At 54.9% G+C, this 23,919-nt stretch carries 21 protein-coding genes and 1 pseudogene; 6 read left to right on the top strand and 16 right to left on the bottom strand.

The window, feature by feature from the left end:
- Nucleotides 1-136: 136 nt before the first annotated feature.
- The 7 genes from EO763_RS13795 to dusC all read right to left on the bottom strand — a co-directional run bounded on the left by EO763_RS13795 (nt 137) and on the right by dusC (nt 6,071).
- Entirely contained in the window at nt 137-646 is a 510-nt protein-coding gene (locus EO763_RS13795; protein ID WP_161529286.1) for a DUF6622 family protein, read from the bottom strand.
- 78 nt (nt 647-724) lie between these two features.
- A complete protein-coding gene (locus EO763_RS13800; RefSeq protein WP_161530397.1) occupies nt 725-1,081 on the bottom strand; it encodes an FMN-binding protein in 357 nt (118 codons plus the stop codon).
- Between the two features lie 61 nt (nt 1,082-1,142).
- Nucleotides 1,143-1,685 (bottom strand): class IV adenylate cyclase, encoded by a 543-nt coding sequence (gene cyaB / locus EO763_RS13805; protein ID WP_161529287.1) that lies wholly within the window; start codon nt 1,683-1,685, stop codon nt 1,143-1,145.
- Between the two features lie 376 nt (nt 1,686-2,061).
- Nucleotides 2,062-2,610, bottom strand: a complete 549-nt coding sequence (locus EO763_RS13810; RefSeq protein ID WP_161530398.1) for a hypothetical protein — start codon at nt 2,608-2,610, stop codon at nt 2,062-2,064.
- A 16-nt stretch (nt 2,611-2,626) separates the two neighbouring features.
- Nucleotides 2,627-3,574: a homocysteine S-methyltransferase gene (gene mmuM / locus EO763_RS13815; protein WP_161529288.1), complete on the bottom strand. Its 948-nt coding sequence runs from the start codon at nt 3,572-3,574 to the stop codon at nt 2,627-2,629.
- Nucleotides 3,567-4,979, bottom strand: coding sequence for an S-methylmethionine permease (gene mmuP, locus EO763_RS13820; RefSeq protein WP_161529289.1), 1,413 nt, complete (start codon nt 4,977-4,979; stop codon nt 3,567-3,569). Before mmuP ends, mmuM begins: the two co-directional genes overlap by 8 nt.
- Nucleotides 4,980-5,138: 159 nt before the next feature.
- Complete coding sequence (gene dusC / locus EO763_RS13825; protein ID WP_039493450.1) at nt 5,139-6,071, bottom strand: tRNA dihydrouridine(16) synthase DusC; 933 nt, start codon at nt 6,069-6,071, stop codon at nt 5,139-5,141.
- A 393-nt stretch (nt 6,072-6,464) separates the two neighbouring features.
- On the opposite strand from dusC, the gene EO763_RS13830 reads away from it, so the two are divergent.
- The gene (locus EO763_RS13830; protein WP_161529290.1) at nt 6,465-7,136 is read left to right on the top strand and encodes an epoxyqueuosine reductase QueH; all 672 of its coding nucleotides are present in this window, start codon (nt 6,465-6,467) and stop codon (nt 7,134-7,136) included.
- Between the two features lie 272 nt (nt 7,137-7,408).
- On the opposite strand, the gene EO763_RS13835 is transcribed toward EO763_RS13830, so the two are convergent.
- A complete protein-coding gene (locus EO763_RS13835; protein WP_161529291.1) occupies nt 7,409-9,004 on the bottom strand; it encodes an ABC transporter substrate-binding protein in 1,596 nt (531 codons plus the stop codon).
- 194 nt (nt 9,005-9,198) lie between these two features.
- On the opposite strand from EO763_RS13835, the gene pepT reads away from it, so the two are divergent.
- Nucleotides 9,199-10,428 (top strand): peptidase T, encoded by a 1,230-nt coding sequence (pepT, locus tag EO763_RS13840; RefSeq protein WP_161529292.1) that lies wholly within the window; start codon nt 9,199-9,201, stop codon nt 10,426-10,428.
- Nucleotides 10,429-10,470: 42 nt separating this feature from the next.
- On the opposite strand, the gene EO763_RS13845 is transcribed toward pepT, so the two are convergent.
- On the bottom strand, nt 10,471-10,536 hold the full coding sequence (locus EO763_RS13845) for a hypothetical protein (RefSeq protein WP_244322096.1): 66 nt from the start codon (nt 10,534-10,536) through the stop codon (nt 10,471-10,473).
- 1 nt (nt 10,537) lies between these two features.
- On the opposite strand from EO763_RS13845, the pseudogene EO763_RS13850 reads away from it, so the two are divergent.
- Nucleotides 10,538-10,804 (top strand): annotated as a pseudogene (locus tag EO763_RS13850) (EamA family transporter); the annotation flags it as partial.
- A gap of 39 nt (nt 10,805-10,843) precedes the next feature.
- Here EO763_RS13850 and rhlE read toward each other — a convergent pair.
- The 7 genes from rhlE to EO763_RS13885 form a co-directional block, all read right to left on the bottom strand.
- Complete coding sequence (rhlE, locus tag EO763_RS13855) at nt 10,844-12,283, bottom strand: ATP-dependent RNA helicase RhlE (RefSeq protein ID WP_161529293.1); 1,440 nt, start codon at nt 12,281-12,283, stop codon at nt 10,844-10,846.
- A gap of 362 nt (nt 12,284-12,645) precedes the next feature.
- Nucleotides 12,646-13,455 (bottom strand): IucA/IucC family C-terminal-domain containing protein, encoded by an 810-nt coding sequence (locus EO763_RS13860; protein ID WP_161529294.1) that lies wholly within the window; start codon nt 13,453-13,455, stop codon nt 12,646-12,648.
- Entirely contained in the window at nt 13,445-14,296 is an 852-nt protein-coding gene (locus tag EO763_RS13865; protein WP_161530399.1) for an ABC transporter ATP-binding protein, read from the bottom strand. Before EO763_RS13865 ends, EO763_RS13860 begins: the two co-directional genes overlap by 11 nt.
- A gap of 12 nt (nt 14,297-14,308) precedes the next feature.
- Nucleotides 14,309-15,340, bottom strand: a complete 1,032-nt coding sequence (locus EO763_RS13870) for a FecCD family ABC transporter permease (RefSeq protein WP_161529295.1) — start codon at nt 15,338-15,340, stop codon at nt 14,309-14,311.
- A complete protein-coding gene (locus EO763_RS13875; protein ID WP_161529296.1) occupies nt 15,333-16,322 on the bottom strand; it encodes a FecCD family ABC transporter permease in 990 nt (329 codons plus the stop codon). The genes EO763_RS13870 and EO763_RS13875 overlap by 8 nt, the downstream gene beginning before the upstream one ends.
- Entirely contained in the window at nt 16,319-17,338 is a 1,020-nt protein-coding gene (locus tag EO763_RS13880) for an ABC transporter substrate-binding protein (protein WP_161529297.1), read from the bottom strand. Before EO763_RS13880 ends, EO763_RS13875 begins: the two co-directional genes overlap by 4 nt.
- The gene (locus EO763_RS13885) at nt 17,328-19,436 is read right to left on the bottom strand and encodes a TonB-dependent receptor (RefSeq protein WP_161529298.1); all 2,109 of its coding nucleotides are present in this window, start codon (nt 19,434-19,436) and stop codon (nt 17,328-17,330) included. The genes EO763_RS13880 and EO763_RS13885 overlap by 11 nt, the downstream gene beginning before the upstream one ends.
- A 551-nt stretch (nt 19,437-19,987) precedes the next feature.
- On the opposite strand from EO763_RS13885, the gene hlyD reads away from it, so the two are divergent.
- Genes hlyD through EO763_RS13900 form a run of 3 tightly spaced genes read left to right on the top strand, consistent with a single transcriptional unit; the run spans nt 19,988 to nt 23,919 of the window.
- Entirely contained in the window at nt 19,988-21,016 is a 1,029-nt protein-coding gene (gene hlyD / locus EO763_RS13890; RefSeq protein ID WP_161529299.1) for a secretion protein HlyD, read from the top strand.
- The gene (locus EO763_RS13895; RefSeq protein ID WP_161529300.1) at nt 21,009-22,751 is read left to right on the top strand and encodes an ATP-binding cassette domain-containing protein; all 1,743 of its coding nucleotides are present in this window, start codon (nt 21,009-21,011) and stop codon (nt 22,749-22,751) included. Before hlyD ends, EO763_RS13895 begins: the two co-directional genes overlap by 8 nt.
- Nucleotides 22,744-23,919, top strand: a complete 1,176-nt coding sequence (locus tag EO763_RS13900) for an ABC transporter permease (protein ID WP_161529301.1) — start codon at nt 22,744-22,746, stop codon at nt 23,917-23,919. The genes EO763_RS13895 and EO763_RS13900 overlap by 8 nt, the downstream gene beginning before the upstream one ends.

The following is a 23,919-nucleotide window of genomic DNA, read 5'->3' on the forward strand; positions in this document are numbered from 1 at the left end:
AACAGTATTCTGTTAAATGAAAGGGATAGGCACCAGCATTATAATTTACCGCCCTTTCCCACGCACTCGTGCAGCAGAAAAAGCTTTGTGACAAATTTTGACAAACGATTATAGCAACCCACTGTTTTTTATGGCATTACGTCAGAAGCGGTCTTATTTTGCGCATGTGGTTGAGCAAACGCAGGCTGACGCCGCTGAATATCCCCGCGGTAATCCCACTCGCTGCACCGGACAACAGGCAGAACACGGGGTCATGCGCCAGCGTGGGAAACCGAGCCAGTTGGACGGAAAAATAGAAACGAGAACAAAACGTCAACAGCATCAAGACCAGCGGCCACCACGAGCCGGTGCGTTGAAAATGGCGCAATTCCGGTAGGTAGGTTCCTGACGTCTTCCCCCACGCCCAGCCGATGCCCAGCCCAATAATCAACGCCAGTAGAAATCCCCCCGCAGCCGCCAGCGGGAGCATCAACGTGTGAAAAATTGCGCTAATACCCCACACCATGAAAACCATCGGCACAACTAACATCCGTACCAGTGATTGCTGTCGCGGCCGACTGGCTTTTACGCCGACATAAATCAGATAACCCAAAACGATCCACACCCAATAAGGCGTGTGACGCAGAATAATCAGCAGGTTCTCCACGGCTGTACCATTTCCTTTATCAATTAAGCCTTCATCAATGAAGCTTTCATAAACGGTGATAGTCCAAAAACTGTGCGACTATGGCGTGATTTTGGCCTGTTCCAGCGCCTGTTTCACCGCGTTAATCACCCCCTGACTCGATAACGTTGCCCCCGTTACCGCATCTACTTTGCTAATGTCCTGCTTCTCAATGAGTTCTGGCACAATTTGATCCGTCGCGCTCAGCATCATCGCTTCGGTATCGCCATGCTTCAGCACTTCAGCATTAGCAATCTTCCCGTCTTTAATGCTGACCGTGACCTCAACGTCTGCCGCCCTCCCCTGCGCTTTACCGATGTAGGCACCGTCTTTATAGTGCACCACATCGGTACCATGAGCGGCCAGAGAAAAAGCCATCACTAACGTGACCAGCACCGCCGAAATAGATTTTTTCATCATTTCCCCGTGTGTAAATCGAACAATAAAAAACAACAATTCAATAACTAGAATAGAACAATTAATTAAAACCTAATAATTGATAATAGGATTTCGTTTCAATATTATCCAATGGCAATTGAAGCCGTAGCGCACACTCTATACACCGATCTCTGAGTGCTTTCAACTGGGTTTCATCATCGGTCATTACCGATATTTCTACAAAATAACCCAGTGATTCAATATAATCGAGCGTAATGTGGAAGGCATTTAAAAAGTAGATGCTGCGAATTTTATGAATTTCAAAAAGGGGTTGATACCCTAATGTCTGTAGCATGCTGTCGGTTTTTTCAAAACCTTCAACGTTAACCGCTTCGCAGCGATCGACACCCGGCCCTTTTACGATCCAGAGCTTAATGCCCGATGGCTCCATACGTCGCACCAGCATTTTGATATTTTGCTTCTGTAAACACCTCTCTGCATCATCGTAATAAACATCGTGTTCTTTATTTTCAAAGACGAAAGCCTCTGGGTGAAGGCTAAAAAGCGTATTTCTGAAAACCGCTATATCGTCGATGCGAAATTTAAGTTCAACTTCATATTTCCCTGTGAAATGTTCAACCATGTTCTTTCCCCTCACTGGACTCCCTGAAATAACATTGACTCCCCGCCATATCGAAACAGCGTTTTATTACGCTGCCATACGGAAATTCAAGATAATAATGATTCGGTCATCCGCAAAAATAGATCATACAGGTAACATAATATGGCCGAATGGCCGTCCTCTCACCCTCCTTGATTAACACCTTACGTCCTGTCACCGCGATAATCATGCGGCGTTATTACCTTACAACGGCAGATATCCCGAGCGCAATTTCTAGGCAACGAATATCTGTTGACGAATGCTATCGGCGATTTCCCAGCAAAAAAATGCGGTCAGAATCCTTGCTGGACGCTGACCGCCGTTAATAGTAGCTGAGAAGGGAAAAACCGCTAGTTCTTCACGCCGCAACGGTAGGTAATAGCAGAATCAGGGCAGAATCGAAGCCGTGATGGTGCATAAACTCACGCAAAATCAGCAATCGGGCGGAGAAAGCGTTCTCTAGCGGAATCCCTTCCCAGGTCGCCGGACTCCCCAGCATGACGCGTTCCAGACGTTTAAATGTCCGCTCCATGTCATCCTGTGGCAAACGCCAGCCTGCGTCCTCTTCTTCTGCTCCCGAAATCTGTGCGAGGGTCACCAATGCGGAGTCGAAAGAAAACAGAACGGAATCCGCAGGGATGTCATGGCGAATACGCGTCATTTCATCCTCAACCGCCATGATCGCCCGCTCCATTTCGTCCGGCGTTGGAGGAAGATGCTTGAAAAATGCCGCTGCCGTTTTGTCAAAACCGATGGTTAATTGCAGGGTTGCAGACGGTTGTGATGCCGTCCCACAGACGACGGTCGTCTGCTGCTCGCCAATATACAGTACTGTTACCGGCACATCCGGCGCGACGCGCTGTCTGGCAAGCGAATACGCCTGTTGCAGGTTCACATCATTTTCCATCACGGCATCCCCTTATTCAGTGCTGCCCCTCATGCTGGCAGCAGCGTGCAATACCGGCGATATCGGCGGGTGTGGTTCGGCAACAGCCGCCAATCAGCCGTGCGCCTGCTGCCTGCCACTCGGGCAAATACGCAGTCAACGAGCAGGCGTCGTCGTGAGCGCTGCTCCAGGTTTTCGTTACCGCATCATACTGCTCGCCGGAATTGGGATAAACCACCAACGGCAAATCCGTCAGCGAGGACAGGTGCGTCAGCGCGGGCGTCACGTTTTCCAGCGCGATGCAGTTGATACCCACAGCGACCACCTGAGAGCAGGCGTTGACCCGATCCAGCACCGTGCGCAATGGCGTGCCGTCGCTGAGATGTTCGCTGTCACGCAGCGTGAAGGAGAACCAGGCCTGCGCCTGAGGGAACTCGGCTAGTAGCGCAATCAGCGCCTCTATTTCGGCAAAAGACGGCAGCGTCTCGCAGGCCAACAGATCGGCACCCGCCTCATGCAGCGCCGCTATGCGCGGCCGATGAAACGCCATCATCTCAGCCTGCGGCAGTTGATAATCACCGCGATACTCCGAACCATCCGCCAGATAAGCACCGTACGGCCCCACCGATCCCGCCACCAGCAGCGTGCCAGTCTGCGGATTATCGCGCCGGTAATCATCCCGCGCCTGAGCCGCCAACTGTACGCTCTTGGCAATCAGCGCCAGTGATTCTGCTTCGCTATACCCGCGCGCCTCAAACCCTTGCGGCGTCGCCTGATAGCTAGCCGTAATCGCACACTGTGCCCCAGCTTTGAAATAATCGAGGTGCACCTGATAAATCAGCGCCGGATTTTCAACCAGCACTTTCGCCGACCACAGCGGATCCGTTAAATCACAGCCGCGCGCTTCCAGTTCGGTTGCCAACGCACCGTCCAGCACAATCGTTGATGCCGTCGCCAGCATTTCGGTAACCGTATTTTTACGCAATGTCTTCCGCTCCCATTAATCTACGTTTCTTCATTGACTGCGTGAAATAATAAGCACCATAGCACAGCGCGACAAACGGAATTCCACACCACAGGGCAATCCGCTGGCTTGGGTCAAACGCCAGCCCGACGCAGGCCAGCAGGCAGAGCAGGAAACCAAGAATCGGCGTGATCGGGAACCAAGGGGCGCGATATTGCAGGTCGGAAAGCGGTTTTCCCGCGCGGACATGGTGACGGCGGAACATATAGTGCGAGGCGCAGATGCTCAGCCACACCGCCACGACGGCAAAGCCGGAAATCGCGGACAGCGCCACGTAGACGGTATCCGGTGCAACCACGCTGGAAAACAGCGCCAACAGCCCGCCCAGCATACTGACGGAAATGGCAAAAAGCGGAATGCCACGACGCGTCAGGCGAGAAAAACGGCGCGGCAATGTGCCTTCGTTAGACAGCGACCACAGCATACGCCCCGAGGCATACAGCCCTGAGTTAGCAGCGGACAGGATCGCCGTCAAAATGACGAAATTAAAAATGTCGGCCGCGTAAGGAATACCAATTTTTTCAAACACCAGCACAAACGGGCTTTTAGCAATATCGGCCTCTTCCATCGGAATGATCGCCGCCAGCACCAACACCGTCCCCAGAAAAAAGATCACCAGCCGCGCGACGGTAGTACGAATCGCCATTGGCACCACCTTCTGCGGATTCTCGGTTTCGCCAGCCGCGATGCCGATCAGTTCCGTGCCGGAGAAGGCGAAGTTCACCGCCACCATCGTCATCAGAATCGGCAGGCCGCCGTGTGGAAACCAGCCAGACGCGGTAATGTTTTGGAAGAACGGCGCGGGTGAACCGTCCTGCATCGGAATAAAGCCAAACATCGCGCCAGCACCGAGCACGATAAAAGCGAGAATCGTGACGACTTTAACAATAGAGAACCAGAATTCTCCTTCGGCAAAGAAGCGGGAAGACACAATATTCAGCAAATAGATCAGCACACAAAACAGCAAGCACCAGGTCCAGACCGGCACCTGCGGAAACCAATACTGCATGCAAAAACCGGCAGCGGTCAGGCTGGAGCCCAACGCAACCGTCCACGTCAGCCAATACAGCCATGCCACGGTATAGCCCGTTGCGGGACTGAGATAGCGGGAAGCATATACATGGAACGCGCCAGTTTCCGGCATGGCAACGGACAGCTCACCCAGACTCAGCATCACCAGATACACCACCAGCGCGCCGATCAGATACGCCAATAGCGTTCCGGCCGCGCCCGTCGTCGAAATAATGTAGCCCGTATTGAAAAACAGGCCAGTACCGATGACGCCGCCAAGAGAAAGCATCACCAAATGGCGAGCTTTCATGGTGCGCTTAAACTGCCCTTCCGTGCCTGATGCGTGTTGTTCCATGATGACCTTTCTTTATAGACGTCTAAACTTCCAGATAGATGGAGTGTTATACCGTCAACCGATTCGTAAAGTAAAGTACAGGCCAGCGGGAGAGCGATGAGGTGCGTTAAATCTGAACAGACACTGTCAGGAAACCAAGAACGGGAAAGCGGTGAGCGCCTATGGCTCACCAATCACACGGGCGATATCCGCCGAAGTCTTCAAGGTGCGGATCTCGCTGAATAATTCGGTGGCGTCGTCATACTCTTTACGCAAATAGCCGAGCCACTGTTTGATGCGTGCGACATGATACAGTCCCGTGTCGCCCTGCTTTTCCAACTGCACATATTTTTGTAGCAGCAGCATGACCTCAGGCCACGGCATACGCGGTTCGTTATACTTAATCACGCGGCTCAGGTTTGGCACATTCAGCGCGCCCCGCCCGATCATCACCGCATCGCAGCCCGTCGTCGCCATACAGTCCTGCGCGCTTTGCCAGTCCCAGATTTCACCGTTGGCGATCACCGGAATCCGCAGACGCTGGCGGATTTCCCCTATCGCCTGCCAGTTGATGCATTCGGCCTTGTAACCGTCTTCCTTCGTGCGGCCATGCACGGCCAGCTCGCTTGCACCCGCCTGCTGCACCGCATCGGCAATCTCAAACTGGCGAGCGCCCGAATCCCAGCCCAGCCGGATTTTCACCGTGACCGGCAAGTGTGCGGGCACCGCCTCACGCATCGCTTTTGCGCCTTGATAAATCAGTTCGGGATCTTTCAACAGCGTCGCCCCGCCCCCGCTGCCGTTCACCAGCTTCGACGGGCAGCCGCAGTTGAGATCGACGCCATACGAGCCCAGCTCTACCGCCCGCGCCGCATTTTCCGCCAGCCACTGCGGATATTGCCCCAGTAGCTGCACACGCACCAGCGTACCCGACGGCGTGCGACTGGCATGGTGTAATTCCGGGCAAAGGCGATAAAAGGATTTAACCGGCAGGCACTGATCCACCACGCGTAAGAATTCGGTGATGCACAGGTCATAATCATTTACTTCAGTCAGCAGTTCTCGCACTAATGAGTCGAGAACCCCTTCCATCGGGGCAAGCAGAACACGCATAACGCTACTCGGTAACCATTCGATCGTTAATCACAGCCAGTCAGGCCAAAAAAAGCAGGCAACTTAGGGTAATGCTGTTCACTTAAGCGTGGATTTAGGAGGAAACACGGTGATGAGGTTCCCGCAGGGATACCTCGCACCGTGGTAGCCTCCGGTATCTCGATCCTTAAACGATCGGCATTAGGCAATGTTAGTGGGTATTGTACGGGGAACGCAACGGGAAAGATAACGCTGGAAGGACCATGAGGTTGCCTCTTGTGAACATATCATCAATAATTCGTGACGAATTTGTGCCGACGCCGTCCTTGCGGACCACAACGAAGTATGACGAGTCTATTTATGTCGAATGTCAAAACTATGTCGAATGTCAAAACTATGTCGAATGTCAAAACTATGTCGAATATCAAAACCGGCGCGCTGCAACGCCCACAGCTTTCTCTGCCGAATAATGCCGACAAGCTGCTGCTGCACTCCTGCTGTGCGCCCTGCTCGGGTGAAGTCATGGAAGCCATCACCGCTTCAGGCATCGACTACACCATTTTCTTTTATAACCCCAATATCCACCCGCAGCGTGAATATCTGATCCGTAAAGAAGAAAATATCCGTTTCGCCGAACAGCATAACGTGCCTTTCATCGACGCAGATTACGATACGGATAACTGGTTTGAACGCGCCAAAGGCATGGAATGGGAACCTGAACGCGGCATTCGCTGCACCATGTGTTTTGATATGCGTTTCGAGCGTACGGCGCTGTGCGCCGCAGAAAATGGCTTTAGCGTCATTTCCAGTTCACTGGGGATTTCACGCTGGAAAAACATGCAGCAGATTACCGAGTGTGGACATAACGCCGCGCAGAAATATCCCGGCGTCACCTACTGGGATTACAACTGGCGCAAAGGCGGTGGCTCGTCGCGCATGATCGAAATCAGCAAACGCGAACGTTTCTATCAACAGGAGTATTGCGGCTGCATTTATTCCCTGCGCGATTCCAATAAGCATCGCAAATCACAGGGGCGCGATATTATCCGCATCGGTAAGCTGTATTACGGTGATGAAACCGAGTAACCGCATCACACCAGAGTCCGTAGAGCGGTAGTAACGGATAGATCGTAAAGACGCTGTAAATACATCCCTGTACGCTCGGATTGCGCAGATATGAATCTCATCCCTGAGATTCACCCTTTCAGGGCCGTCGCTAGCGACGTTCAAAAACGTTCCTGACATTTTTGTCCATGGCGCAAACGCTTTACTCTTCTATTCCGTTACTCCCGTTTTCGTTCGACAAATAAGTTTGTCAACAGTCTGAGCCCAGCACACAGTACCGGACTTTCTGCGTCTTACTTCTTCACATCGACCTGATAGAAAATATGCTTACCGAACGGGTCGACCTCATATCCAGTCACTTCCTTACGCACGGGTTCAAAGATGGTGGAATGCGCAATCATGACGGCCGGTGCCTGATCGTGCATCATCTGCTGTGCCTGCCTGTATAGGGCAATACGCTGCTCGTGATCCTGTGAAGCGCGCGCTTCAATAATGATTTTATCAAACGGCGCATAACACCATTTTGCCGAGTTAGAACCACCGTTGGCTGCCGTACAGGTAAAGAGCGGTCCGAAGAAATTATCAGGATCGCCCGTCGCCGTTGTCCAGCCCATCAATGCCGCCTGATGTTCACCGCCTTTCACCCTTTTCAGGTATTCGCCCCACTCGAAGGTGACAATTTTGGCCTGCACACCGACTTTAGCCCAGTCTGCCTGAATCATCTCCGACATGCGGCGGGCGTTCGGGTTATACGGACGCTGTACCGGCATCGCCCACAGCTCGATGGCAGTGCCTTCTGCCAAACCCGCTTCTTTCAGTAACGCCTTCGCCTTCTCAGGATCGTAGTCATAATCTTTCAGGTCGCTATCGGCACTCCAGACACCTGGCGGCAGCAGGTTTTTCGCCGCCGTTCCGGTTCCCTGAAAAACGGCTTCGATAATCGCTGGCTTGTTAATCGCCATCGTTAACGCTTGCCGCACTTTCACATTATCCGTCGGTGCCTTCTGGGTATTGAATGACAGGAAGCCGGTGTTCAATCCGGCCTTTTGCATCAGCACGATGTCCTTGTTCTCTTTCATACGCGGCAGGTCGGCAGGATTAGGGAACGGCATCACCTGACACTCATTCTTTTCCAGCTTGGCGTACCGCACGGAGGCATCCGGCGTGATGGTGAAAATTAGCCGATCCAGCTTGGCCTTGCCTTCCCAATAAGCAGGGAACGCTTTAAACAGAATGCGGGAATCTTTCTGATACTGCGCTAATTCAAAAGGTCCGGTGCCAATCGGCTCCATATCCACGCGCTCCGGCGTCCCAGCTTTGAGCATCGCATCGGCATATTCCGCAGAGAGGATAGACGCGAAGTACCAGGCTAAATCAGCCAGAAACGGGGCTTCCGCATGGGAGAGCGTAAAGCGCACCGTGTGGTCATCCACTTTCTCGATGCTCTGGATCAGCGAGCCAAAGGACAAACTTTCAAAATTGGCATAGGTCCCTTTCGAGACACTGTGGTAAGGATGCTGCGGATCTTTTTGCCGCATGAAGGAGAAAATAACGTCGTCAGCGGTAAAATCACGCGAAGGTTTGAAGTATTTATTACTCTGGAATTTCACGCCTTTGCGCAAATGGAAGGTATAGACGCGTCCATCGGCGCTAATGTCCCAGCGTTCTGCCAGACTCGGCACCAGCTCCGTGGTGCCCACTTTGAAATCCACCAGACGGTTATAAATCGGCACGGCGCTGGCATCCACGCTGGTACCCGAGGTATAAAGCTGCGGGTTAAAGTTTTCCGGCGATCCTTCAGAGCAGTACACCAGCGTATTCGCCGAGGCCGCTGAAGCGATCGCCAGCGTCAACACTGCCAGAGTCAATCGTATTCCTGCTTTTTTCATTCCAGTCCTCGCTTATTGTGTTATTCGTGTCCTATTTAGTGTTATTCGTGTCCCATTTAGTGCGTTGGCTTTCTTACTTCCGCTGTCTGAAATATAAAAACCATGACCATAAAATGACAAATAAAACCATCGAATGAAATAATTTCTACGTTAGGATAACTGTCGTAGCTATTACTGAATAAAAAGGATTCGTTATGACAGACCGTTTGGCTCACCAGCTCAGCACGCGTTTTTACCGTTATCTCGCCGTCACCAGCCAAAGCGATGCCAGTTCGACAACATTGCCTAGCACGCCGGAACAGCATGAAATGGCGCGATTGCTGGCGGACGAGCTGCGTGTACTGGGCCTACAGGATGTGGTCATTGATGAGCACGCCACCGTGACAGCCGTGAAGCCGGGCAACTGTCCGTCCGCACCGCGCATCGGTTTTATTACCCATATCGATACGGTCGACGTCGGCCTGTCGCCGCATATTCATCCGCAAACGTTGCACTTTACCGGTGAAGACCTGTGTCTGAATGCCGAACAAGACATCTGGCTGCGCACGGCGGAACACCCGGAAATTCTGCCGTATGTTGGGCAGGACATTATTTTTAGCGACGGCACCAGCGTACTCGGCGCGGACAACAAGGCTGCCGTTACCGTGGTGATGACGCTCATGGAAAACCTGACCGACGCGACGCCGCACGGCGATATCGTGGTGGCCTTCGTGCCGGATGAAGAAATTGGGCTGCGTGGGGCAAAAGCGCTCGATCTCAAACGCTTTGATGTCGATTTCGCCTACACCATCGACTGCTGCGAGCTAGGTGAAGTGGTGTATGAGAACTTCAATGCGGCTTCCGCGGAAATTCGCTTTACCGGTGTGCCCGCTCACCCGATGTCGGCGAAAGGCGTGCTGGTTAACCCGCTACTCATGGCGCATGACTTTATCAGCCAGTTCGATCGCCAGCAGACGCCGGAGCACACAGAGGGACGCGAGGGCTATGTCTGGTTTAACGATCTGACGGCGAATGCCAATGAAGCGAAGCTTAAGGCGTCTATCCGCGATTTTGATTTAGCCACGTTTGAACAGCGGAAGCAGCAGATCGCCGCGATCGCAGAGAAGATTGGCGCGCAGTACCCGACTGGCAGCGTGACCTACACCCTCACCGATATCTACAGCAATATCAGCAACGCCATCACTGACGATCGCCGGGCCATCGACCTGCTGTTTGCCGCACTGGACACGCTGGGCATTGAACCCAAGGTGACACCAATGCGTGGCGGCACGGACGGTGCGGCGCTGTCTGCCAAAGGGTTGCTCACACCGAACTTCTTCACCGGCGCGCACAATTTCCATTCGCGCTTTGAATTTTTACCCGTACCGTCGTTTGTAAAATCGTATGAAGTGGCGCTGAATTTATGCCTGCTGGCGGCGAAATAATCGCGTCCAGAAAAGAGAAAGGCGGACATCCGTCCGCCCCACCTACTTCTGTGCCAGCCGCAGCGCCGACGGCGTCAGGCCGTATTCCTTTTTGAATTGCTGGCTCAGGTGGCTGGGTTCACTGTTCTATCTGGCTGTCTTTGGTTCAGTCATCGGCTTCGGAGCCTACTTCAGCCTGATCGGTCGCATCGGTGCCAGTCAGGCGGCTTACACCACGCTGCTCTTTCCGCTGGTGGCACTGTCGATTTCGACGCTGTTTGAAGATTATCAGTGGCGGCCCAACGCGCTTATCGGCCTGTTGCTGATTCTGGCGGGCAACGCAGCGATGTTCTATCGTCCACGTCGTCCCGTTGCGCAACCTGCAACAGCAAAATAACGTGATAAAAAAAGGGAGCCGCTGGGCTCCCTATCGATTTTACTTGTCCGCTGGCTTACTGCGGTTTTGCGGACGCGGCGCGCGGCGTTGGCCTTCGCCACTGCCCTTACCACTATTACCTTTATTACCACCCCACGGGCTATCGCTACTACCGCCCGCTTTACGCGGCTGGCGATTGCCATCGGCCGGACGGCGTTCGCCTTGACTCTGGCTGCGCTCGGACTGACCGCGTGGCGCGCCAGACTGTGCGCGAGGAGATGCGTTACGTCCACCACTGCTGCCACCGCCACGGTTGCCCTGACGGCCATTCACAATCGGCTCTGCCTTGATGGACGGATCCGGCTCGTAGCCTTCGATAGCGATACGTGGAATCTCACGCTTCAGCAAACGCTCGATGTCACGCAGCAGTTTGTGTTCATCCACACAGACCAGTGACAGCGCTTCACCCGTTGCTTCCGCACGACCGGTACGGCCGATACGGTGAACATAATCTTCCGGCACGTTTGGCAGCTCATAGTTCACCACGTGCGGCAGTTGGTCGATATCCAGACCACGTGCGGCGATATCCGTGGCGACCAGCACGCGAATGCTGCCGTCTTTAAAGTTCGCCAGCGCACGAGTACGCGCCCCCTGACTTTTATTACCGTGGATAGCCGCGGCAGTAATGCCGTCTTTTTCCAGCAGTTCAGCCAGATGGTTAGCGCCGTGTTTGGTGCGGGTAAAGACCAGCACCTGCTGCCAGTTATTTTCACCAATCAACTGCGACAGCAGTTCACGCTTGCGGCGCTTATCAACAAAATGCACATGCTGCGTAACCAGTTCAGACGGCGTATTACGACGCACGACTTCAACCGAGGCGGGATTAGTCAGCAGCTTGTTCGCCAGCGCCTTGATCTCATCAGAGAAGGTCGCGGAGAACAGCAGGTTTTGACGCTTAGCAGGCAACTTCGCCAGTACACGGCGAATGTCGTGAATGAAGCCCATATCCAGCATACGATCCGCTTCATCCAGTACCAGAATTTCAACCTGTGACAGGTCAACGGCGCGCTGATGCTCCAGATCGAGCAGACGCCCCGGTGTCGCCACCAGAATATCTACGCCACCGCGCAGTTTCATCATCTGTGGGTTAATGCTCACCCCACCGAAGACGACCAGTGAACGCAGGCTCAGATACTTGCTATACGCCTTCACATTTTCATCAATCTGCGCGGCCAGTTCACGGGTTGGCGTCAGGATCAGCGCGCGTACCGGGCGGCGACCTTTCCCTTTGTGCTGCGCTTCACGGCTGGTCAGCAATTGTAATAACGGCAGCGTAAAGCCCGCCGTTTTGCCCGTACCAGTTTGCGCGCTGGCCATTAAATCGCGCCCTTCCAGCACGACAGGAATAGCCTGACGCTGAACGGGAGTAGGATCGCGATAACCCTGCTCGTCAATCGCGCGCAGAATATCGGCACTCAGGCCGAGAGAATCAAATGACATAAAAAGAACAACTCCAGATCCGCTCTGACCGGACAGCAGCCGGTGTAGTTTTCAGAGGGTCAATAAGACGGGTTTGGCGGGCCACGATTAACGTAACAACTTACTTAACAATCTACGTAAAACAATGACATACGCACAACCACGGTGAACGAGCACAACTACGGTGCATGACTGCCGACGATTGTAGCAGAGATTCTGACCACTAAGGGATTTTTATCTGCGTTAGCCCGTTTTTGTATGGCGGGCAGGGATGAGATTCATATCTGCGCAAGCCGAGCGAACATGGACGTATTCACAGCGTCTTTACGATCTATCCGTTATTCCCGCTCTACGGACTTTGTCAGCAATCTCAAAAACGTTCCCTACGTTTTTCTAGTGGGACGCAGTAGCGGGCAGTTTTGGCAGTATTCCTGCGGCTGCGACGCCTTGTAATAAAAACAGCAGGTGCGGCGAAAGCGCACGTCGCGAAAGTTCACCGAACGCCCCACGACGGGAACCCGCGTTTTCGCACGAAAGAACGGTTTCAGCGGGTTGTCATCACAGCCAAAACGTTCGCCGGGCGCAGCCAGCAAGGCGTCGAAATCCTGCTGCACCTGCTGTATCAGCGTCATTCCCGGCGAACATGCCGCCGCCGGATCGTCCCACTCAATGCGCTGCTCGTATAACGAAAACACCCGCACGGCGACGTTTTCCCACAGAATGCGCAGCGGTGCGCCCGACACCGTCGCCAGCGTATGCAAGATCGGCGACACGTGTTGAGCAAACAGCGTGTCGAACAGGCTATCGCGCCACACGTCTCGTTGCCCCAGTTCCGGCAGGAACACCGTCAGATCGTAAAGCGGCATGGTGGACGTCCACAGGCCGTTGTGTCCGAATTCCAGCACGCTGTTATCCAGCGTCATGTTCAGTCCTTTGTTATACACCGACATGGCGTACAGGCTGGCGGCCGTGGTTAAGAACCCTATCCGCTTCGCCAGCAGCGAGGCGGTAATCTTGATCGATGGCGACAGCAACACCGGCGTCAGCGTTTCCAGCAGCCAGCGGCAATACTCAGGATCCAGCACCCGACGGCTCGGGCAACTCTCCTGCCCTGCCCGCTGTGAGGCATCCGTTAATTGCAGCGTGCCGGAGAGCATCGCCCACTGCGGTGCCGTCAGGCGGTTAGCCGACATCGGCCACGTGCTCCACCGCTTCACGTCCAAATGGAATGCACAGCGGCGTGCCGAAGAACGGGTCGTCAATGATGCGGCAGTTCAGGTTAAACACCGTCTTTACCGTGGCTTCCGTGAGAATGTCGCGCGGGTTTCCCTGCGCAAACACCGTCCGGTTATGTACCGCCACCATGTGATGCGCGTAGCGACACGCCAGATTCAAATCATGCAGTACCATAACGATGGTTTTCTGCTGCTGAAGGTTCAGTTCCCGCAGCAAATCCAACACCTCCATCTGATGCGCCAGATCGAGGTAGGTCGTCGGTTCATCCAGCAGAACGATATCGGTATCCTGCGCCAGCGTCATCGCGATCCAGACGCGCTGGCGCTGCCCGCCGGACAGCGAATCCACCGCACGATCCTTTAATGCCAGCACGCCAGTGCTGCGCAACGCCTGAAGCACTTTTTCTTCATCCGTTGCCGACCACTGCTTCAACCATGACTGATGCGGGTAGCGCCCCATTTTCACCAGTTGATAGACCGTCAGGCCTTCCGGCGCAGTCGGCGTTTGTGGAAGAATCGCCAATGACTTCGCCACCTCAACGGTGGACTGCCGATGAATATCCGCCCCGTTGACGATAATCGTCCCACTCGTGGGTTTCAGCAGGCGGGCAAACGACTTCAATAACGTGCTCTTGCCGCAGCCGTTACTGCCCACCAGCACCGAAATTTTCTGGGCGGGCAGTGTGATATCCAGCGCATCAATCACGACCTGTTTTTCGTAACTCAGCGTTAGCGACTGGCTGGCAATCGCCTGTCGGTCAGTTGGGGGGACGTGTGTTGGCAACACATTTTCTAGCATCATCTTGCGATCTCAGTAACGTTGCCGAAGCAGTAAATAGATAAAGAAAGGCGTGCCGAGCACGGAGATAAAAATACCGGCAGGCAGATCCAGCGGTAAGAACGCCGTGCGGCCAATCAAATCGGCCACCATCACCAGCAATCCGCCCGTCAGCGCCGACACCAGCGCCAGTCCGGGGAATGAACGGCTCGCCAACTTTTTCGCAATATGCGGGGCCAGCAGGCCGACAAACGCCATCGCGCCCGCATAGGCAATCGCCGCCCCTGCCAGCGCGACGCTCAGCGTCAACAGCGCGAGCCGGATGCGCCCGACAGATTGCCCGACACCGCAGGCCAGCGCGTCATCCAGCTCGTGGACATTAACGTGTCGCGCCAGCCCCACCAGAAACGTCGCACCGAGCAGCAGCCAGCCCGCCAGCGCCGACACATGCTGCCACTGTGCGCCATAAATACTGCCCGTCAGCCAGACATAGGCCGTCAGCGTGGTACCTATCGGGCTAAACACCAGCATCATAGTCACCGCCGCGCCCATAATGGCAGACAGCCCAACGCCGACCAGCACCAGCCGCAGCGGCGATGCGCCTTGTTTCCAGGCCAGCAGATAAATGGCGACGGCGGTGATCCACGCCCCGCCCATCGCTGCCACAGGAAGCCAGCGCTGGCTTATCGCCGTCGCCAGAAACGAGAGAAAGAACACTGCCGCTGCCGATGCGCCACTGGTAATCCCCAGAATATCCGGCGAGGCCAGCGGATTGCGCACAATGCTTTGCAGAATCAAGCCGGATATCGCCAGCGCGCCACCCACCAACAGCGCCAGCAGCGCACGCGGCAACCGCAGGTCGTTGACGATAAAGTGCACGCCGCGGTCTGCCTTTCCCAACAGCCCAGACATCACCTGCGCGGGCGACAGCACTACCTCGCCCAGCGACAGCGAGAGGAACACGACAGCTAACAGTACCAGCAGGAGCGGCAAGGCCACCGCAGACGTGCGGCGATCAATCTGGCGCGAGACCCTTCCCACGCGCACGGTATACACCTTACCCATGCCGCATTCCCCTTCTCGCCAGATAAATGAAGAATGGCGCCCCCAGCAGCGCAGTCATTGCCCCGACCGGCACTTCCTGCGGCACGATCAGCAGACGCGAGGCGACATCAGCCAGCAGCAACAGCGTGGCACCGAAAATAGCGCAGCCGGGCAGCAGCCAGCGGTGATCGGCAGACAGCACGCGGCGCACAATATGCGGCACGATCAGCCCGACAAAGCCGATATTTCCGGCTATCGCCACCGCGCCGCCCGCCAGCCCGATCACGCACAGCCCAGACAACGCACGCACCAGCGCCGTTCGCTGTCCCAGCCCTTTGGCGATCTCGTCACCTGCTACCAGAATATTCAGGTGACGCGCCAGCAGCAGCGCGAGCAATAGCGCGATAACAAAGTACGGCAGGAGCGGTAACAGCATCGACAGACTGCGGCCGGACACCGACCCGGCCAGCCAGAACAGCATGCTATCCAGCCCGTCCTGATTGATCACCAGCAGCGCCTGCGTAAACGAAATAAACAGTGCGCTAATGGCGGCTCCGGCCAGCACAATGCGTAAGTGGCTAGAACGAGCATTGCCCAACGTTCCCAGCACGTACACCATGACGCCAGCAACGGCCGCGCCCAGATAGGCCGTCCACGCCAGCGCGATCTGCGAGGAAAAGGTAAATAGCGAAGATAGCAGGACGATGGCAAACATGGCTCCCGCATTAATGCCAAATATCCCCGGCGAGGCCAGCGGGTTGCGCGTCAGCGCCTGCATTAGCGCGCCGGCAACGGCAAGGCTGGCACCGACAACGATGGCAATCACCGTCCGCGACAGGCGGGTCGTCAGCACCAGTATGTGATCGATCTGCTGCGGATCGTAATGGAATAGCGCGTTGAACATGGCGCTAAATGAAATCGTCGACTGCCCCAGCATCAGGCTGGCGACGATACTCAGCAGCAGCAATACGACACCCGCTGCCGTCACGATGCCCTGTCTCATCGCGTAGGGTTCTCCTTGGTGATATCGCTTTTTTTACCCACGGTCTCAGCTTTGCCAGCAAACTGCCGTTCGATATCATCCAGCATATTATTCGCGCCCAAAATACCACCAGACAGGCTCCAGGCTACGTTATCCACCGAATAAACCTGTTGCTGCTGGGGCGCATGCAGCCGCTGCCAGAGCGGGTGAGCCTGCCAGTCACGATAGTTCTGCGCTACCGCGGGTTTGTCTGACCGCAGCAAAACAAAGAACAGATCGGCATCCACCACCGGAATGCTCTCTTTGCTCGTAAGCTTTTGCATCACGCCTGACGTATAGCTTTCCGGCCGCGACCAGACAAAACCAATTTCCGACAGCACCGATCCAGCAAAGCTGGCGGGCAGATAGGTACGCAGGTGATCTTCACGGAATTCAAGAATAGACACGCTGAGCGGCCAGCGTTCGCCGAACCGGGTTTTCAGCCGATCGCGCAGGGAATCCACGCGCCGATCCCAATTGAATAAAATTTCGTTCGCCTTATCTTCCCGGTTCAGCGCTACGCCCATCATCTGCACCGTTTCTTTAAATTCAGACACCTTGTCCAACGCAATCGTCGGCGCGATCTGCGACAGTAGACCGTAGATTTTCTCATGCCGAAACGTAGACGCCACGATGAGGTCAGGTTTGAGTAGCGCGATGGTTTCCAGACTGGGCTGCGTTTCCAGTCCAACCTGCGTGACGCCCTGCAAGGCGGGGCGAAGGTAGCGGTAAATCGGCTTCTCCGTCCACGATTCCACCACGCCAATCGGCTTGATTCCCAGCGCGACGGCAGAGTCCGTCGCGCCCTGAAACAGCGTCACGATACGCAGCGGCGTCCCTGTTACCGTGGTCACACCCAGCGCGTGCCGAATCTGACGCGGTGGCTCTGCCGCCTGCGCCAACGTCACCAGTAAAAAAGACAGCAACACGGCCAGCGCAAAACGCGGTCGTGTTGCTGAATTGAGAGCGGAATTAAACCGGTTAAGCTTAGAAATCAATCGAATAACCCAGCGTCACCGTGCGGCCACGGCCGGAGAAATAGCGCGTATCATTGGCCTGCGCCGCCTGTGAATAATAGGTGATGTATTGCTTATCCAGCAGGTTAGCCACTGCGACATTGAGTCGGCCATACGGCAGTTTGTACCCCACAGCCGCATCCATCAGCAAGTAACCGTCAAACGCTAATCCTGCATCATCAAAGCTACGGCCAAAAGCATAATTCGCCTGCACAAATGAACTCCACTTATCGTTCCAGTTCGCCGACCAACTGGCAATAACCCGGTCAGGCGCAATATTGTTCAAACCGTTAAGCTTCTTATCCAGTTTACCGTCGCTATTGCTGTCATATTTCCCTTCCATATGGGCGTAAGACGCATTGACTTTATGCTGCTCATTGATCTGATAGCCCGTCGTGACCTCTACGCCTTGAATACGAGTTCGCTGACGTTGGGAAGTAAAGACATCCCCAGTTTGCACCACGCGTTCACCCAGTTTCGCGTTGGATTGATAGTAGCTGGCTTCGAGATCGAAACGATCTTTCTTGAAGCGGAATCCCGTCTCTACGTTATCCGTGACTATCGGCTTAAAGCCGTCAAAATTTTTCAGGTTAACACCCGTACGGTTGATCGAGCGTAGCGCACGCCCCACGTCCGGCATACCGAATCCTTCCGAGTAGTTAGCAAACAGACTGAGGGAATCCGTCGCGGCATAGACGATACCCGCGTTATACAGCGTCTCATTAAATTTCGGACTGCCGCCTTGTACCGTCACATTTTTGTAGTACGCTAGCGTTTGGTAATCGTTGACCTGAAGCTTAGCGATTTCATGGCGGACGCCCGCGTGCAGCGTGACGTTATCCAGCAGTTGATATTCGCCCTGAATAAACGGCGAATAGTTGGTGTATTCCATCTCGGGCACATAGGTACGCTTGGTCAGGTAGAGATCCTGCTTACCCTTATCGTACAGCGTATCGAAACCGACCGTGACTTTCAGCGTGTCATCCAGCAGGTCATCTTTCGTCAGCGCCAGCTTGGTACCGTACTTATTGGAAATCGCGCGCGACTGATCGTAAAGCGTATCTATTGGCGCAATGGACGTATCCTGAAAAGTATCCGACAGGGTTGCACCAAACAGCGCCTCATAGCGTTGATTAAATACCAGCGCAGACAGCTTCATTCCCCCCAGATCGTGGTGTTCATAAGTCAACCCCGTTGTCCATACACTGTTATGCGGCGCTTCACCCGGCGGCGTGCCGCGTACCGACGTTGTTGGAATGCCAAGTCTGCGCACGCCGTCTACGCTGAGGTAGTTATTCTCACCTTTGATGTTATAGCGATTCACGCTCAGTTGAACACGCTGATAGTCATCCAGCCAGTAGCCGACTTTCGCTAACAGATCGTAAGAGCGGGAGTCCATAGTATCGCCCTGGGTATTATCCACACCGACAGGTCGATTGTTACCGTCCAGATACAGCCCCTGATTCTCATAACCAATGGAGAACAGGTAGTCGAGATAGTCTTCACGCCCATCGACCCGATAGGTGGTTTTATAGCTGGCGGTTTCACCGCGAATCTTCTCGGTTGGGACTGTTGTTTGCACATTGATGTGCTGATTAAACGAACCGTTTTCCGGGCGACGGGTAATGATGTTAATCACCCCACCTGTCGCCCCCATGCCGTTGGTCGCGTTGGCACCGTGGATGACTTCAATACGCTCGACCATCGAGTAGTCTATGGTGTGCATCTCGCGGTAAGTCGGACGCAGCGGGTTGGATTGCGGGATACCGTCGATCAGAACCAACGGTGCACGACCGCGGAAGGTTTCACCGCTGCCGCTCATTTTCTGCCGGCTGGGGGAGAACGAAGGCAGCAGATTGCTCAGAATTTGCGATGAGTCGGAGGTGACCTGCATCTGCTGCTCGATTTGCTCTTTGGTAATCACGGTGACCACCTGCGGCGCTTTCTGCTGCTGGATATTCGAGCGTGAGGCGGTAATCACCATCTCATCGCCGCTCGCCTCATCCTTTTTGGTCGTGTCATCCTGTGCATACGCCGGAGCAATCAGCACGCATGGCATCAGTGCGAGTAAAGTACGCATCTGGTTCACTGTCCTTCCCCTTTGGTTATGTATCCAACCGTGAATAAAAGTCATTACCGGTGACGGGTGGCTTATCTAAAAAACAGGCACCGCGACACGGACAAAAAAATGCCAAAATGCTTCGTTTCACGCGAAACATCTTGGCGGGTTATGATCGGTTCAGGCATTGAACACAGGGTTTTCACGCTGTACACCGCGCCAGTGCTGCCGGATCACTATATCGGTAGCAATAAACATGTAATTGCTAATAGCAATTATTATCATTCAACGGAATAAATTACAATTTTTTCTAATTCCTTCCATTTTTTAACAAAATAAAGGCGTTACGCCAGATAACATCGGTATTGCGCAAAAATCTCGACCAGATGTAACGCATTTTTGTGATCTAGATCACTCTAAATCGCTATAAACCCCTGTAACCCGTCATATGATTAATAACCTTCAGAAATAAGAGACGACTGCCCTCTTAACGGCCTGCGGGATCGCTACCGCCGACAAGCACACCGCTGACAAACAAGTAACTATGCGTGATAAACAAGGAACCATGCGTGATGAACAAGAGAAAACTGGCGTTCGCCTCCCTCGTCCTTATCCTGCTCGGCGCGGGTTACGGCTTTTATCACCACCATCAGCAGCAGGAAAAACCGCTCACACTCTACGGCAATATCGATATCCGCACCGTCAATCTGGCCTTTCGCGTCGGCGGCAGAGTGGCCGAGCTGAACGTAGATGAGGGCGATGCCGTGCAGGCCGGCCAACCGCTGGCAACGCTCGATGCCGCGCCTTACCTGAATGCACAAAATCAGGCACAGGCGAACCTCGCCAGCGCGCAAGCACAGCTTCAGCTTGCGCAGGAAGGCTACCGGCAGGAAGAGATCGCGCAGGTGCGATCTCAGGTTGTCCAGAGTCAGGCGGCCTATGATTACGCCAACAGCTTCTACCAGCGTCAGCAAGGGCTGTGGGACAAACGCGCCATTTCCGCCAACATGCTGGACGACGCCAGAACGACGCGCAATCAAGCGCTTGCAACACTACAGGCGGCGAAAGACAAGCTGAGCCAGTTCGAAAGCGGTAACCGACCGCAGGAAATTGCCGCTGCGCAGGCAGCGGTGGCACAGGCCGAAGCCGGACTGGCTCAGGCGGAACTGAATAAGCAGGACGCCGAACTGCTTGCGCCGTCTCCCGGCGTGATCCTCACTCGCGCCGCCGAAAAAGGCAGTATGCTGGCACCGGGCAGTACCGTTTTCACCCTCTCCCTCACTCGCCCGGTTTGGGTTCGCGCCTACGTGAGCGAGAAAGATCTCGGCCGCGTCGTGCCCGGTAGTCAAATGCTGATTTACACCGATGGCCGCCCCAGCCAGCCCTATCGAGGTAAAGTCGGTTTTGTCTCACCCAGCGCCGAATTCACGCCGAAAAGCGTCGAAACGGAAGATCTCCGCACCGATCTCGTTTACCGACTGCGCATTATCGTTACCGATCCCGATGATGGATTACGGCAAGGGATGCCGGTCACGCTGCGTTTTGAGGATGCGCACATAGGAGATGCCAATCGCGCCAACGAACCCGTTCGTCATGACTAATGCTTCCACGCAGATTACGTTGGACGGGCTGGAAAAACGCTTCGCCGGACAGGAAAAGCCCGCGCTCGCCAGCCTTACTGCCGAGATAAGCAGCGGTGCGGTTACCGGATTAGTTGGCCCCGACGGCGCAGGGAAAACCACCCTGCTGCGCATGCTGGCAGGATTATTAACGCCCAGCCACGGTACGCTGCGCGTGGCAAATCTGGATCCCATCGAAGAGGATCGTCAGCTCCATGCCATTTTGGGCTATATGCCGCAAAAATTCGGTCTGTATGAAGATCTGACGGTGATGGAAAACCTGACGCTGTATGCCGATTTGCGCGGTATCACCGGCGATGTGCGCAAAGAAACCTTTGATCGCTTGCTGTCATTTACCGACCTGACCCGCTTTACCGACAGGCTGGCAGGCAAACTGTCTGGCGGTATGAAACAAAAGTTGGGGCTGGCCTGTACGCTGCTGGGGCAACCTAAGGTGCTTCTGCTGGATGAACCGGGCGTGGGCGTCGACCCGATCTCTCGTCGTGAACTGTGGCACATGGTGCACGAACTGGCCGACGACGGCATGTTGATCCTGTGGAGTACGTCTTACCTCGATGAGGCGGAGCAGTGTCGGGATGTGCTGCTGCTAAACGAGGGCGAACTGCTGTATCGCGGTGCGCCGCGCGATCTGACCGCACGCATGACGGGACGCTGTATCTTGATGGATACTGGCGATCGCCGACATCGGGATGTATTGCAGGAAGCGCTGCGCCTGCCACAGGTCAGCGACGGTGTGATTCAGGGGCAGTACGTTAGGCTGATGCTAAAGCCCGATGCGGATCGGGCATCGCTGCTCTCCGCCTTGCATCTGGAAGCTGGCAGCCTGCACGACACCGATCCGCGCTTTGAAGATGCCTTTATCGACCTGTTGGGCGGCGGCCCGGCCAGTGATTCATCGCTAGCGAGCATCATGCCGCAGATTGACGTCAGCGGCGGTGAAACGGTGATTGAAGCCCAGGCGCTGACGAAAAAATTTGGTGATTTTGCTGCAACCGACCACGTCAGTTTTCAGGTGAAGCGAGGAGAAATCTTCGGCCTGCTCGGCCCAAACGGTGCGGGAAAATCGACCACCTTCAAGATGATGTGCGGCCTGCTGGTGCCGACTGACGGCAAAGCGCTGGTGCTCGATATGGATCTGAAAACCAGCTCCGGTAAAGCCCGTCAGCATTTGGGTTATATGGCGCAAAAGTTCTCGCTCTACGGCAATCTGACCGTCGAACAGAATCTGCGATTTTTTTCCGGCGTCTATGGGCTTAAGGGCAAGGCGCAGCGCGATAAAATGGCCGGAATGACCGACGCCTTCAACTTCCAGCCGATTTATCGCCAAACGCCAGATGCCTTGCCGTTGGGGTTCAAGCAGCGGCTGGCGCTGGCCTGCGCGCTGATGCACGAACCCGATATTCTGTTTCTCGACGAACCCACCTCCGGCGTCGATCCGCTCACCCGACGCGAGTTCTGGATACACATCAACGGCATGGTCAATCGTGGCGTCACAGTGATGGTCACCACGCACTTCATGGACGAAGCCGAATACTGCGACCGCATCGGACTGGTGTATCACGGCAAGCTGATCGCCAGCGGTACGCCGGACGAGTTGAAGCATCAGGCGGCCAGCACACAGACACCATCGCCGACGATGGAGGAAGCCTTTATCGCGCTGATTCAGGCGTACGACGGGGAGGCGGAACATGGTTGAACAGAATAGATCTGAGCAGGATAAAACGAACCAGCGCGGCAGCACGCACTTTTCCACGCGTCGCCTGCGGGCGCTGTGCCTGAAAGAGACACGCCAAATCTTGCGCGATCCCAGCAGCGGGCTGATTGCATTCGTCATTCCGCTGCTGTTGCTGTTTATCTTTGGCTACGGTATCAATCTGGATTCCAGCCGCCTGCACGTCGGTATCCTGATGGAGCAACAGAGCGAAGACGCACGCGATCTGGCGAATGCCTTCGCAGCCTCGTCGTTTATCGCGCCGACCATCAGCAATAATCGTCAGCATCTGATTCAACAGATGCAGGCCGGCAGTATTCGCGGACTGATCGTCATCCCCACGGACTTTGCCGAACGGCTGGCGCGGCCGGGCGATCGCGCGCCGATCCAGGTCATCACCGACGGCAGCGAACCCAACACGGCGAATTTTGTGCAGGGGTATGCGGAAGGCATCTGGCTACTTTGGCAACAGCAGCGGGCGGAAGATCGCGGTGATACCTTCGAGCAGCTTATCGAAGTGCAATCGCGCTACTGGTTTAATCCGGCCGCCATCAGCCAGCATTTCATCATTCCCGGTGCGATTACCATCATCATGACGGTGATTGGCGCGATTCTCACCTCGCTGGTGATCGCCCGTGAATGGGAGCGTGGGACGATGGAGGCGCTGCTCTCTACGCAGGTCACCCGTGCCGAGCTGCTGCTGTCCAAACTTATCCCTTATTACTTCCTTGGGATGATCGCTATGACGCTGTGTATTCTGGTGTCAACCTTCATCATGCAGGTGCCCTATCGCGGTTCGTTGATTTTGCTGTTTGTTATCAGCAGCCTGTTTCTTGCCAGCACGCTGGGCATGGGGCTGCTGATCTCCACCCTCACCCGCAACCAGTTCAACGCCGCAATGGTGGCGCTGAATGCTGCATTTCTGCCAGCTATCATGCTGTCCGGCTTTATTTTTGAAATCGACAGCATGCCGGAATTTGTCCGCGGCGTGTCGTACCTCATCCCGGCACGTTATTTTGTCAGCACGCTGCAAACGCTGTTTCTCGCGGGAAATATCGGTACGGTGCTGATGACTAACCTGCTGTTTCTGATTCTCTCCGCGATGGTCTTTATTGGCCTGACGGCCTGGCAAACCCGGCGCAGGCTGGATTAG

Source organism: Pectobacterium odoriferum, from assembly GCF_009931295.1.
Classification (GTDB): Bacteria; Pseudomonadota; Gammaproteobacteria; order Enterobacterales; family Enterobacteriaceae; genus Pectobacterium; species Pectobacterium odoriferum.